The sequence below is a fragment of the Pseudoalteromonas sp. MMG022 genome (assembly GCF_021654245.1).
Taxonomy (GTDB): Bacteria; Pseudomonadota; Gammaproteobacteria; order Enterobacterales; family Alteromonadaceae; genus Pseudoalteromonas; species Pseudoalteromonas amylolytica.
The window spans coordinates 57,750-70,716 of record NZ_JAKFZQ010000009.1 but is presented as its reverse complement, the minus strand read 5'-3'; the positions used below and the strand labels follow the sequence as shown (position 1 = coordinate 70,716).

Here is a 12,967-nt window from a genome sequence, read left to right as displayed (position 1 = left end):
TTATGAGCTTAAGAATTGCGATCACACCGGGCGAACCCGCTGGAATTGGACCAGATCTAGTTATCAAGCTGGTACAAAAAAGCTGGCCCGTGCAACTGATTGCTGTAGTTGACAAAAGTTTGATGGAACAACGCGCCGCGCAACTTGGGCTATCAGTCAATATGATCGAATTTGACCCCAGCCAGCCTGCCACCCCGGCAGAGGCTGGCAGCTTGTACTACATGCAAGTTGATAAAGGTGGTGAGGTCACTCCGGGTGTGTTAGATGAGAAAAATGGCCTTTATGTTTTAGAAACACTGCGTCTGGCATCTGAAAAGAATATGGACGGTACATTTGATGCGGTAGTCACAGGCCCTGTTCATAAAGGCATTATCAACCGAGCGGGTATTTCTTTTAGTGGCCATACGGAGTACTTTGCACAACAGTCAGGCACCGCCGATGTGGTGATGATGTTGGCAACTGAAGGATTACGTGTAGCACTGGTCACAACACATATCCCGCTTGAGTATGTATCCAGAGCCGTTACTAAAGAACGCCTAGCCAAAGTTGCGTCTATTCTACATCACGATCTACAGAATAAGTTTGGCATTGAACAGCCTAAAGTGTTGGTATGTGGACTTAACCCCCATGCTGGTGAAGATGGCCATTTAGGCCGAGAAGAAATAGACACTATTTCGCCAACCCTGCAAATGCTGAACCAGCAAGGCATGAATTTTATCGGCCCATTACCTGCTGACACGCTATTTCAAGCGAAATATCTTGATAATGCAGATGCCGTGCTCGCTATGTATCACGATCAAGGCTTACCTGTGTTAAAATACAAAGGATTTGGTAATTCGGTTAATATCACTCTAGGATTACCCTTTATACGCACCTCTGTTGACCATGGTACGGCCCTAGATTTGGCCGCCACCAATAACATTGAGGTGGGTAGTTTTGACTTAGCGATCCGCGAAGCTATCAAGCTCGCCACTGAAAAAGCACAGAATTCATGACAGATAAAGTACATTTAGGGCACCGCGCCCGTAAACGTTTTGGCCAGAACTTTCTAAACGATGACATGATCATCGATAAAATCGTGACTGCCATCGACCCAAAGCCCACTGACAACCTAGTTGAAATAGGCCCTGGCCTTGGCGCAATTACAGAGCCAGTCGTTGATTTAAGTGGGCATTTAACTGTTGTGGAGCTTGATAAAGATCTTGCTGAGCGTTTGATTCACCATCCTTTTATGGGACCCAAGTTAACGGTGCATCAAGGTGATGCGATGAAATTTGATTTTTCAAGCCTTATCAAAAGCGATGAGAAATTAAAGATCTTCGGTAACTTGCCATATAACGTATCAACACCTTTGCTATTTCATTTATTTGAGTTTGCAGACCATGTTGAGCACATGCATTTTATGTTGCAAAAAGAAGTCGTTAAGCGCATGGTTGCCGGCCCAGACTCTAAAGCCTTCGGTCGCTTGAGCGTGATGACACAGTACTATTGCCATGCTATGCCGGTCATTGATGTACCACCTGAGTGTTTTAAGCCAGCACCTAAGGTTGATTCGGCGGTTATTCGCCTAATTCCCAAAAAGCCTGAGCAGCGCACTGCTAAGTCGACCAAAATACTAAACACCGTATGTTTAGAGGCATTTAATCAGCGTCGTAAAACACTACGTAATAGCTTATCAAACCTGTTAACCAGTGAAGAAATGGAACAATTAGGTATTGATGCCTCTAAACGTGCTGAAAATTTATCACTTGCACAATTTATTGATATAGCTAACTGGATATATGACAACAAGCAGTAATATAGGCTCACCGATTAAGGTTTCTGTAGAAACATTTTACGTAGAAGCCCAGTCGCAGCCCGAAAAAGACAAATACGTATTTGCCTATACCATTACAATTAAAAACCATAGCTTGTGTAATGCGAAGTTACACAGTCGCTATTGGCTTATCACCGATGCAAACGGTAAGGAAACCGAAGTAGAAGGTGAAGGTGTCGTAGGTGAAACACCCACCATTGGGCCTGGCGAAAGCTATAAATATACCAGCGGAGCTGTACTCGATACGCCGCTTGGTACAATGCAGGGCTACTATGTAATGCGTAACGAGTTTGGCAGCGAGTTCAAAGCACCTATTGAAGTGTTTCGTTTAGCCTGCCCCAATATTTTACATTAAATACGATGGCTCAATACGCGATTGGAGATATACAAGGTTGCTATAAACCTTTTATGCAACTGCTCGAAGTTGTCGACTTTAACCCCAGCCGAGATCATCTGTATCTGGTTGGGGATGTTATTGCTCGGGGTCAAGACTCGCAAGCCTGCTTAGACTTTCTTTATCATAATCAACATGCTGTTAGTATTACGCTTGGTAATCACGATTTGCACTTTTTGGCATGTGTAGCACTTAATAAAGACCCAAACCCAAAAGATAAACTTGAAAATGTATTTGTCAGCAATAAACTGCCACAATACGTTGCTTTATTGCGTGCTCAACCTCTTGCTGTATTTCTGCCTGAGTTTGACACTTTTATATCCCATGCTGGGATCCATCCGGATTGGAGCGTCCCACAAGCGATGGAGTACGCCCTGTTTGCGCAACAATGTTATCAGTCAGATGAAGCGCTATCGTACTATATAAATATGTATGGGCCGCACCCAAACCAAGCAATCAATAGACTGAATACACAGGATAAGTTTAAGGCCATCGTCAACGTTTTTACCCGTATGCGGTTTTTAGATGACAAGCTACAATTGAATTTAAACCACAAGGGCCCTACTCATTCTGCCAAAGTCCTCAGACCGTGGTTTAAGCATGAGCGCTTTAACAAAGATAAAACTCGTTATATCTTTGGTCACTGGGCAGCATTAGAAGGTAAAACTAATATGAATAATGTCGTTGCTTTGGATACAGGGTGCGTCTGGGGTGGCCCGATGACTATGATAGATCTACAAACAAGTGAGTATTTTTCAAGCAAATAAGGTATACTCGCCTAGTTTTACTGAATTTTTTAGTCGCTTCTGCTATAAAATACTTAACTTATCCTGAATGAAACCGATAAGTTATTCAATCCTATTAGTAAATTTATGGAATCTGTATGAACTTGACTGTTAGCCAAAGAATTTGGGGTGGCTTTATATTTATCACCCTTTTACTGCTGTTAATTGGCGGAAACTCCTTGCTAAGGATTGCAAACATCGATAACTCCACGCAACAAGTGAATCGATTATCGCTCCCCGCTCTTGATAAAAGCTCTGAGCTACAGGTTGAGTTTTCTTTAATGAGCAAAATGGCACAGGGAACTTTCTATGCGCAAACACAGCCTGAACTAGATACTCTAAAGTCACAGTTTGACAAAAGGCAGCAAACATTTGAAAAAACCTATGCTCAGTTGCAAGATGTTGTGCAGACCAACCCAAAGCTGTCGAACAGTGCACGAGATGTAGGCAAAAGCTTCAATACTTTCATTAAGTCTGTAACCAGCCTGCAAAAAGACAAAGCACTGGAACTAGAACTGCGTAAAACACTTAAAGTGCAGTTAGAAAATATTGAGCTCAATGCAGAAGATGCGACAACCGTAGTTCTGGACATCATCGATTTAGATGGCCTTAAAGAGCAGAATACCAGAGCGTATCAAGCGGCGACCAGTATGGAGAACAACTTCTCTTCTTTGGTAACAAACAGCACTGATATGCTTTCTATCGACAATTTAAATACCCTCTCAATTGTTAAAAACGACCAAAGCTACTTGGTAGAAGAGTTGGCTCGTAATATGGCCTTGATGGAAGGCCCTGTGAAAGCATTAGACGAAGATCTGTTTGCTGATCTTGAGTCGTACTATCAAGCATTGGACAAGCAAGTCAACGGAGCCCAAAGCTTATACGAAAATAAAAAGAACCTACTTAATGCGCTTGATATGACACGCAAAGAATTACAAGACTCAGAACAAGCAACACAAGGTGCTATCAAGCAGTTAGATGAGCTGTTAGATGAAGCAAGTCAAGTTGCATTCAATTTACAACAGGGTGTGCGTGAGGATGTGAACTCGGCAAACCTTTGGACTTGGGTGGGGATGATCGTTGCCACATTAATGGCTGTTGTCGTGGCTTATATTACAGTAAACCTGATCACGAAACCTCTAACAGAGGTAAACCGTGTGCTTACCATCGTTGCACGTGGAGATATGACACAGCGACTTGATGACTCTGCAAAAGATGAATTCGGCGAATTATCTCGCAGTTGTAATACCCTAATCACTAGTTTAAGAGAGCTAATCACGGGTATTGTTTCCCGCTCTACGCAACTTGCAGCGGCCTCAGAAGAAACTTCGGCAATCACCACAGAGTCAAGTCAGGCGATACGTAACCAACAGGCACAAGTTGAACAGGCTGCAACGGCAACAACACAAATGAGTAGCACATCACATGGTGTAAGCAACAGTGCCCATCAAGCGTTATTGGAAATTAAAAACGCCGACAAAGAAGCAGAACGCGTAAAAGGCATCTCTTATGAGAATAAGCACACCATTGAGCAACTGGCACGTGAAGTTGATGAAGCTTCCTCCGTTATCAATAAATTACATCAAGATAGCGCATCAATTGGCGGTATCTTAGATGTAATTCGTGGTATTGCGGAGCAGACCAACTTGTTAGCGCTAAATGCTGCGATTGAGGCTGCCAGAGCAGGTGAACAAGGCCGAGGTTTTGCTGTAGTAGCAGACGAAGTACGTTCACTGGCAAGTAAAACTCAAGAATCAACCCAAGAGATCCAATCCATGATTGAGTCGCTACAAGCTGGCGCTGAGGAAGCGGTAAGAGCCATGTCTAAGGGTAAACAGCAAGCTGAGTCTTGTGTTGAGCAAAGTGATTTGGCCAACGAGGCGCTCAACAGTATTACACTTGCTGTATCTCAGGCACATGACGTGAGTGAAGAGATTTCAAATGCGGCGAACGAGCAACAACAAGTCGCTCAGGAGATCAGTGAAAGACTTGAATCGATTGTATCTATTGCCGAGCAAACCGCTGAAGGCGCAAACCAAACGTCTATCTCAAGCAGCGAAGTAGCTAAGCTTGCTGAAGAGCTGAGACAATCGGTAGAACAATTTAAAGTATAAGATTATACAGACCATATAAAAAGCGCCCACATGGCGCTTTTTTATTGCTCATTTGCTAAATCCTACGCCTCCTTTCACTCGAAATGGCTTCACATTGGATAAAAAAACCCCGCAATTGCGGGGTTTTTATTTGTTTTATTTAGCAATTAAAACAGACTGTTTGCCTTGTTAACCACATTCTGTACTGTGAAGCCAAAGTGTTCAAACAGTTCGTTAGCTGGTGCCGACTCACCGAAGGTACTCATACCAACCACTGCGCCATTTAAGCCAACATATTTGTACCAGTAGTCTTCAATGCCCGCCTCAACAGCCACACGACGAGTTACTGAACTTGGTAATACGCTTTCTTTGTATTGTGCCGATTGAGCGTCAAATACATCCGTTGAAGGCATAGAAACAACACGTACTTTCTTGCCTGACTCACGCAGCTCTTTCGCTGCATCAACCGCAAGCTGTACTTCAGAGCCCGTGGCGATAAGGATTAGCTCAGGATTGCCATCACAACTGAGCACATAACCACCTTTCTTAATTGCCTGCACCTGCTGTTCATCACGTGCTTGTTGCTCAAGCCCTTGGCGCGTGAAAATCAACGATGTTGGACCATTCTTACGCTCAATGGCCTGTTGCCACGCTACCGCTGATTCAACCTGGTCACATGGACGCCAGTTAACAAGGTTTGGTGTTAAACGCATACTCGCAAGCTGCTCTACCGGCTGGTGTGTAGGGCCATCTTCGCCAAGACCAATTGAGTCGTGGGTATATACAAAAATGCTCGGTTGCTTCATCAATGCAGCCATACGCACAGCATTACGCGCATATTCCATAAACATTAGGAAGGTCGCGCCGTAAGGTACAAAGCCCTTATGCAATGCAATACCATTCATAATGGCAGACATACCAAATTCACGCACACCGTAGAAAATGTAGTTGCCTGATGCATCTTCCGCTGTCAGACCTTTTGAGCCTTCCCATAGCGTAAGGTTAGAGCCTGCTAGGTCGGCAGAGCCGCCCATAAACTCAGGTAAAATCGGGCCATAAGCGTTTAGCGCATTTTGCGATGCTTTACGCGTTGCTGGGTTTGCAGGATTCGCTTGCAAGTTTGCAATGTACGTTTCGGTATGCTCGCTCCAGTTCGCTGGTAAATCACCTTTCATACGGCGTTCAAATTCTGCAGCAAGCTCAGGGTATTCCATTTGATACTCTGTAAACTTAACTAGCCACTCGCTTTGTTGCTGCTGACCGCGTGCTGTAGCATCCCACTTCGCATACACATCTTCTGGCACTTCAAATGCACCGTGCTCCCAACCTAAGAACTCACGTGCAGCTTTAATTTCTTCATCTCCTAGCGGCGCACCGTGGCAATCATGGCTGCCAGATTTATTTGGAGAGCCATAACCGATCACTGTTTTACAACAGATCAGTGTTGGCTTGTCTGATTCAGCGCGAGCAGCCTCAATTGCAGCTTTAATTGCTTCACTGTCGTGACCATCAACATTTGCGATAACATGCCAGCCATATGCTTCGAAACGTTTTGGTGTATCGTCGCTAAACCAACCTTCTACTTCACCATCAATTGAAATGCCATTGTCATCCCAAAACGCAATAAGCTTACCTAGACCAAGTGTGCCTGCCAGTGAACACGCTTCATGAGAGATCCCTTCCATCAGGCAACCATCACCTAAAAACGCATACGTGTAGTGATCAACAATATTATGCTCGCCACGGTTAAACTGCGCCGCTAATGACTTTTCAGCAATCGCCATACCAACCGCATTGGTGATACCTTGGCCTAGAGGGCCTGTCGTTGTTTCGATACCTGGCGCATAACCATATTCAGGGTGGCCTGGGGTTTTTGAGTGCATCTGGCGGAAATTTTTCAGATCCTCAATCGATAACTCATATCCACTCAAGTGAAGCAAAGAATAAATTAGCATTGAGCCATGACCATTTGACAGAATAAATCTATCACGGTCAGCCCACTCTGGGTTACTCGGGTTATGCTTTAGATAGTCGCGCCAAAGCACTTCAGCGATGTCCGCCATGCCCATTGGGGCACCAGGGTGACCAGATTTGGCCTTTTGAACCGCGTCCATTGACAGAACACGGATTGCATTTGCAAGTTCTTTGCGAGATGGCATGAATTCTCCTACCTTTAAGTTTGTTATGCGCGGGTGTTGAAAGACCCCATTCTTACTTATTTTTGGGCCAAACTGCAACGGAAAATGCCAGAAAAAATTGCTTAGACCCGTGATTTTCGGGCCTTACAAGGCATTTTTATGAATTTGGACGTCTAGGCGTAAAAAAACTAGGCATGTGCTCAAAATTTCGTTAAAATACCCGCCTTATTTTTTTCGCGCTTATCCATGTTGTTTGTGAAGCGCAATGTTTATGAGCATAAATGAAATGGCAAAACACTTATTTACTTCTGAATCAGTTTCTGAAGGTCATCCGGATAAAATCGCCGATCAAATTTCTGATGCGGTACTTGATGCAATCTTAGAACAAGATCCAAAAGCACGTGTTGCGTGTGAAACTTACGTTAAAACCGGTATGGTTATGGTTGGCGGTGAAGTTACTACAAGCGCTTGGGTAGACATCGAAGAACTAACACGTAAAACTGTTCGTGAAATCGGTTATACACACTCAGACATGGGCTTTGATGCTGATTCATGTGCTATTTTAAATACCATTGGTAAGCAATCACCTGATATTAATCAAGGTGTTGACCGTGCCCGTCCTGAAGAACAAGGCGCTGGTGACCAAGGTCTAATGTTCGGTTACGCATGTAACGAAACTGATGTGTTGATGCCTGCCCCTATCACATATTCACACCGTTTAGTGCAACGCCAAGCTGAAGTTCGTAAAAGTGGTGAACTTAGCTGGTTGCGCCCAGATGCAAAGTCACAAGTTACTTTTGCATACGAAAACGGTAAAGCTGTAGGCATTGACGCGGTTGTACTTTCAACACAACACTGTGACACTATCTCACAAAGCGATTTAGTTGAAGCAGTCATGGAAACTATCATCAAGCCAGTACTTCCAGCTGAGCTTGTGACGCAAGCGACAAAGTTCTTCATTAATCCAACAGGTCGTTTCGTGATCGGTGGGCCTATGGGTGACTGTGGTTTAACTGGTCGTAAGATCATCGTTGACACGTACGGTGGTATGGCTCGTCACGGTGGTGGAGCTTTCTCTGGTAAAGATCCTTCGAAAGTCGATCGTTCAGCGGCATATGCTGCACGTTATGTTGCTAAAAACATCGTTGCTGCTGGCCTTGCTGATAAGTGTGAAATTCAAGTTTCTTATGCTATCGGTGTTGCAGAGCCAACATCTATCAGCGTTGAAACATTTGGTACTGGTAAACTTGAAGAAGCACGTTTGATCGAGATTATTCGTGATCACTTCGACCTACGCCCATACGGTATTTTAACCATGCTAGACCTAGAGCGTCCAATTTATCAGCCTACTGCTGCATATGGTCACTTCGGCCGTGATGAATTCCCTTGGGAGAAAACTGACAAAGCTGAGGCACTAAAAGCAGCAGCGGGTCTTTAAGCTTCAAACATACGTTCAAAAAAAAGGTGCCTAATGGCACCTTTTTTATTGCGCGCTTATCTCATATTTTGTAGCTTTTTGGCCACATATTCACTTGGAGATTGACCGTACCAACGCCGTACAGCGCGATTTAGAGAGGCCTGTTCGGCATAACCCAACAGCTCGCTCAAAGCCTGTTTGTTTAATACCTCACAGAACAAAGTAAATCTGCGTTTTCGTTCTTGCTCCACCAGCTTACTGAAACTCAATCCATGCAGCCTTAAATGCCGTTGCAACGTTCTTGCTGATGTGCCTGTCATATGCGCCAACTGCGACACCGACATGAGCTGTAAGTCACAGCTATGTAGGGTTGGTTGCAACTTAGCAAGCCAGCTTTGACCGCTATTGTAGGCGCGTTGTAAATCTTGGATCAGCGGATACAAATTAGCATTAACTAGTTCATTTTTAGTTAGAATGGGTAAATTTAAAAACTCACTGTCAAAGGTAATTGCATTACGGATAGCCTTGTCGCTCACCTTGCAGCCGAACCAAGGTACTAAACGCTGTAATTGTGTATCTGTACAGTGGCTGGTGAGTTCAACATGATGAGGGGAAAGAGTTTTTCCGGTGATCTTGCGTACCATCGCCACCCAACCGGTCATGTTTCGCAAAATCGCATGGCGATTGTTTTCATAAGGTTGCCATACAATACAGCCGTGACTGTTTGCTTGACTAAATTGACACACTCCAATATCTGCCACTGTTTTATCAAACATTAGCAATGCATCTAATGCTTCAAATAGCGTAGATGAAGACTCAACTAAATATCCCAGCAAACCATAATGTGCACTATCGACTTGTTTACCCAGCTCAAAGCCCCATAGGGGATCACCGTGCTGCACTGCCCCTTTATCTAGGGCTGTAAAATATTGCCACATGGGAATTCGGCTTTGTTCCAACACTTTTGTTGGTAGGTATTCAGCGATGACTTGGCAGTATTGCCGACAAACATCAAACATAGTGGCGCAAAATGACAAAAATAAAATAATTAAGGTCAAGTATGCCGCCTATTTCCAAGTTACGCTAGTACAAGGATTTCATAATAATGCCAGAAGGTTATGAGACTGCTCGATATATTTATTACCTTACCTTTGGATAGCCAGCTCACTTTATCCCAGTTTTGTGACTCAAAAACCTTAGCCAAAATTTTTAACGGTACATTTCAAGCCTTGCCTAGTATTAACCAGCAAACAAGGCGGCAGGTAACAATGCGGGGTCACTCCTTCGTTGAAGTTATCACACATTCAAGTGCACAGCGTCTGTGCTATCAAATTGAAGGCCATGGACCCATTAAACATCACCTAGGCGTGATTTCATTAACCAAAATGAATACCCATCTGAGGCTCAGATATCAGATATTTGGGCTCAGCAATACACTGCTGCCCAATTGGTTACTGAAATTGATACTACTTTATGACTTCAAAGCAGCAATGCGCCGCTTAAGGAAACTCAATCATGCAAGCTGAGTATATCCTTCTGGCACTTGGTCCTGTGTTTGCGATGGCAATCTTATTGGAATATCACAAAGCACAAGCCGGTTATACGTTCAAAGAGCTTATATTAAATGCGAGCTTGGCTTTGTCGCATCAGGCAACAGATCTACTCTCTCTCACCTTACTCATGCCATTTTTTCATTGGCTTTACCAACACGGAGCCATCTTTACATTTGAGCTCAACGGTTACACCATACTTGCAGCGTTTATCTTACAAGACTTTTTATACTATTGGTTTCACCGAGCAAGCCACCACTGTAACTGGCTATGGGCAGCTCACGTTGTACACCATAGCTCTATCAACATGAATTTCTCGACCGCAATGCGGCAAAGCCTTTTTTATCCCATGGTGGGTATGTGGCTATTTTGGTTACCTTTGATTTTGCTGGGCTATTCACCCGAACTGGTTATGACCATCGTCGCACTCAACCTCGCTTATCAATTTTTTGTACATACAGAACATGCACCAGAGCTGAAGTGGTTTGGAAAAATTTTTAACACTCCCACTCACCATTGTTTACACCATGCCCATAACGCCTGTTATGTAGATAAAAATTTTGCTGGAGTATTGATCATTTGGGATAAGTTGTTTGGCACATTCGTCCAACCCAAGTCCTCACACCCTCCTAAATACGGCGTTACCGACCGGTTATACAGCCTTTCATTTGTCGATGTGGTTTTCACGCCTTGGCTGGTACTCATACGAAATATGCAAAATCAGCCGCGACTAAGAGATAAATTAAACCTATTAATAAGCAGTCCCAAAAAGCTTGGCTAGGGCCTGTGGAATGGCCATTCCGTGAGGACCCTAGCTGCGCTATGAATTAAATGATGGTTTTTCTGGTTCGCAGATGATTGTAGTCGTCTTTAATGTAGGACTTTTTAATCTCTACCAATCGCTCGTAGTTTTGTTGAAAGTAAACCGGTGTTGGAATGGATGCGTCCTTAAAGCTGATAAATGCGCCATATGCACCATCTATTTCAGTACTTCGGCTCGCTGCTATCCAATCCATCGCTCGGTTCGTGTCAACATAAACCGTATTGTTTTGTAGCTCTAGTTTGTCTTTAACACTTTCATTCCACCAAGTTTGATATTGAATGGTATACAAGCAATCACGGTACGGAAACGATACACCAAGTGCTTTACTCTCTTCTTTAAGGTTGTTGTAGAAATCTCCTACTATCGCGCCCAAAGTCACATAGCTAAACAACCCAACGGAAGGGTTGTCGGCTTGAAGGAGTGGAGATGTTAAGGACATCAGCAACTGCTGATACCCCTTATCACTGAGCCCTTTATGCTCAACCAGCTTAGAGGTGATTTTGTGCGGTGCGGGCGCGTCATAATCCGGTGTAAACGCTTGCTTATGCTGTTGTAAATCTTGATGTAAAGGCACATCTTGATCTGCAAGGCTCTCTCTTGCCCAATTACTAAGTAGCGTATGATCATAACTATACATAGGTGTACTACTGGCTTTTGCTTTTCCTTTGGGCTTCACTTTGCCACCTACCTTGGTGCATGTGATCTTTGGCTTAGCAACATTACTCTTAGTAGGCCCAAATGCCTGATCAATAAAGTCTCGCATAGCCTGCTCTGTTCCCTGCCAATAACCATACATAGTGCATGGATGGTGCAATTCATCATATGGCAGCGCTGAGTTTTCAGCGTTTTTTGCAATCGCGTTAATCTTCAAGTTTGTGCCCAACAGATCAGGTGTATCAGTCGCCTCAATGACCTCTTCCCACGCTTTGAGTATTTCTAGCGTCGGCTTTTGACATAAAGGTGCATAACGACCTTTTTTAGGCTTTGACAATGCATTCCAAACAACTTCAAAGCGATGTATTTCATCAGGTAATTCGAATGTTTTCACTTGTAACTCGGTGACAATCCCCCAACTCATGCCACCGCCGCCACGCAGTGCCCAGAGAATATCAGGTTCGCAGCTTTCGCTCACTTCTACTACTTCACCATTGCCGAGCACCACAGTCGCGGCAACTAAGTACTCACAGCACATACCATATTTGCGTGTCCATGGACCCCAGCCTCCACCTTGAATGTAACCCGTTAAACCAACCGTGGCGCACGTTCCATGGGCTATCATACGCCCACATTCAGCCAGCTTAGGCGTTAATTGATAAAACCGATACCCTGCACCGATTGTTGCCACTTCCGTAGAAGAGTCGTAGCTGAAGTGTTTGATGCGACTCACATCAATTAATATGGTATTGCTGCCACTACACTCCCCTTCGTGATCATGACCACCGGCTCGCACTCTGATGGGCAAATTATATTTTATCGCTAACTTATAGATAAATTGCACTTCAAGCGTCGACTCACACAATGCGATTGCAAAAGGGTGCTGTTGAAAACGCGTATTGAAGATCATGGCTTCAGTTTGATAATTGTTCAGCCCAGCAACATCACTCAAGCCATTAAGCAGCTGAGTGAGCAGACGTGACTGACTAAAGCCACCTTCAATGGCGGCTTGATAGAACAACTTAAAGTTATTCACCGTCTCAGCGTATACAGCTTGCACTTCACGCCGCTGATTATGTGGGTCTGGTGAGTCTTGTGAGGCTCTTTGGGTTAGGTGCTCCGTTAATCCAACAACAACATCTTGTATCCGTGATTGTTCACTATGCATGCTTATGTATCCTTGTACTTATAGCTGAGATCAGCATTTAAGTATTATGGATTTTCAGAAGATGTCCTATTACAAAACATTACATCAAACACAACCTTAATAACCTCAGGTTTTAAGCCCACCGAATAA

General features: G+C 44.0%; 11 protein-coding genes. 8 read left to right on the top strand and 3 right to left on the bottom strand.

The window, feature by feature from the left end:
• Positions 1 to 2 precede the first annotated feature (2 nt).
• The 5 genes from pdxA to L1070_RS10335 all read left to right on the top strand — a co-directional run bounded on the left by pdxA (position 3) and on the right by L1070_RS10335 (position 5,109).
• A complete protein-coding gene (gene pdxA, locus L1070_RS10355) occupies positions 3 to 995 on the top strand; it encodes a 4-hydroxythreonine-4-phosphate dehydrogenase PdxA (RefSeq protein ID WP_070983980.1) in 993 nt (330 codons plus the stop codon).
• The gene (rsmA, locus tag L1070_RS10350) at positions 992 to 1,798 is read left to right on the top strand and encodes a 16S rRNA (adenine(1518)-N(6)/adenine(1519)-N(6))-dimethyltransferase RsmA (protein WP_105167077.1); all 807 of its coding nucleotides are present in this window, start codon (positions 992 to 994) and stop codon (positions 1,796 to 1,798) included. Before pdxA ends, rsmA begins: the two co-directional genes overlap by 4 nt.
• Positions 1,782 to 2,171: a Co2+/Mg2+ efflux protein ApaG gene (gene apaG / locus L1070_RS10345; protein ID WP_070983978.1), complete on the top strand. Its 390-nt coding sequence runs from the start codon at positions 1,782 to 1,784 to the stop codon at positions 2,169 to 2,171. The genes rsmA and apaG overlap by 17 nt, the downstream gene beginning before the upstream one ends.
• A 5-nt stretch (positions 2,172 to 2,176) precedes the next feature.
• Complete coding sequence (locus tag L1070_RS10340; protein WP_237125492.1) at positions 2,177 to 2,977, top strand: symmetrical bis(5'-nucleosyl)-tetraphosphatase; 801 nt, start codon at positions 2,177 to 2,179, stop codon at positions 2,975 to 2,977.
• Between the two features lie 116 nt (positions 2,978 to 3,093).
• Positions 3,094 to 5,109: a methyl-accepting chemotaxis protein gene (locus L1070_RS10335; protein ID WP_237125491.1), complete on the top strand. Its 2,016-nt coding sequence runs from the start codon at positions 3,094 to 3,096 to the stop codon at positions 5,107 to 5,109.
• 146 nt (positions 5,110 to 5,255) lie between these two features.
• Here the strand turns inward: L1070_RS10335 and tkt are convergent, their stop codons facing one another.
• Entirely contained in the window at positions 5,256 to 7,247 is a 1,992-nt protein-coding gene (gene tkt, locus L1070_RS10330) for a transketolase (protein WP_237125490.1), read from the bottom strand.
• Between the two features lie 265 nt (positions 7,248 to 7,512).
• Here tkt and metK point away from each other — a divergent pair, with 265 nt between their 5' ends.
• Complete coding sequence (metK, locus tag L1070_RS10325) at positions 7,513 to 8,664, top strand: methionine adenosyltransferase (protein WP_070984064.1); 1,152 nt, start codon at positions 7,513 to 7,515, stop codon at positions 8,662 to 8,664.
• 56 nt (positions 8,665 to 8,720) lie between these two features.
• On the opposite strand, the gene L1070_RS10320 is transcribed toward metK, so the two are convergent.
• Entirely contained in the window at positions 8,721 to 9,701 is a 981-nt protein-coding gene (locus tag L1070_RS10320; RefSeq protein ID WP_237125489.1) for an AraC family transcriptional regulator, read from the bottom strand.
• A 60-nt stretch (positions 9,702 to 9,761) separates the two neighbouring features.
• On the opposite strand from L1070_RS10320, the gene L1070_RS10315 reads away from it, so the two are divergent.
• Positions 9,762 to 10,169 (top strand): hypothetical protein, encoded by a 408-nt coding sequence (locus L1070_RS10315; RefSeq protein WP_070983973.1) that lies wholly within the window; start codon positions 9,762 to 9,764, stop codon positions 10,167 to 10,169.
• On the top strand, positions 10,159 to 10,974 hold the full coding sequence (locus L1070_RS10310) for a sterol desaturase family protein (RefSeq protein WP_237125488.1): 816 nt from the start codon (positions 10,159 to 10,161) through the stop codon (positions 10,972 to 10,974). The genes L1070_RS10315 and L1070_RS10310 overlap by 11 nt, the downstream gene beginning before the upstream one ends.
• A gap of 46 nt (positions 10,975 to 11,020) precedes the next feature.
• On the opposite strand, the gene L1070_RS10305 is transcribed toward L1070_RS10310, so the two are convergent.
• Positions 11,021 to 12,838, bottom strand: coding sequence for an FAD-dependent oxidoreductase (locus L1070_RS10305; RefSeq protein ID WP_237125487.1), 1,818 nt, complete (start codon positions 12,836 to 12,838; stop codon positions 11,021 to 11,023).
• Between the last annotated feature and the right edge of the window lie 129 nt (positions 12,839 to 12,967).

Bases quoted from the DNA above. Each gene is read 5' to 3' on its own strand.
- pdxA (WP_070983980.1), top strand. From the start codon at position 3: ATGAGCTTAAGAATTGCGATCACACCGGGCGAACCCGCTGGAATTGGA.
- L1070_RS10305 (WP_237125487.1), bottom strand. From the start codon at position 12,838: ATGCATAGTGAACAATCACGGATACAAGATGTTGTTGTTGGATTAACG.
- tkt (WP_237125490.1), bottom strand. From the start codon at position 7,247: ATGCCATCTCGCAAAGAACTTGCAAATGCAATCCGTGTTCTGTCAATG.
- apaG (WP_070983978.1), top strand. From the start codon at position 1,782: ATGACAACAAGCAGTAATATAGGCTCACCGATTAAGGTTTCTGTAGAA.
- L1070_RS10310 (WP_237125488.1), top strand. From the start codon at position 10,159: ATGCAAGCTGAGTATATCCTTCTGGCACTTGGTCCTGTGTTTGCGATG.
- rsmA (WP_105167077.1), top strand. From the start codon at position 992: ATGACAGATAAAGTACATTTAGGGCACCGCGCCCGTAAACGTTTTGGC.
- L1070_RS10335 (WP_237125491.1), top strand. From the start codon at position 3,094: ATGAACTTGACTGTTAGCCAAAGAATTTGGGGTGGCTTTATATTTATC.
- metK (WP_070984064.1), top strand. From the start codon at position 7,513: ATGGCAAAACACTTATTTACTTCTGAATCAGTTTCTGAAGGTCATCCG.
- L1070_RS10315 (WP_070983973.1), top strand. From the start codon at position 9,762: ATGAGACTGCTCGATATATTTATTACCTTACCTTTGGATAGCCAGCTC.
- L1070_RS10340 (WP_237125492.1), top strand. From the start codon at position 2,177: ATGGCTCAATACGCGATTGGAGATATACAAGGTTGCTATAAACCTTTT.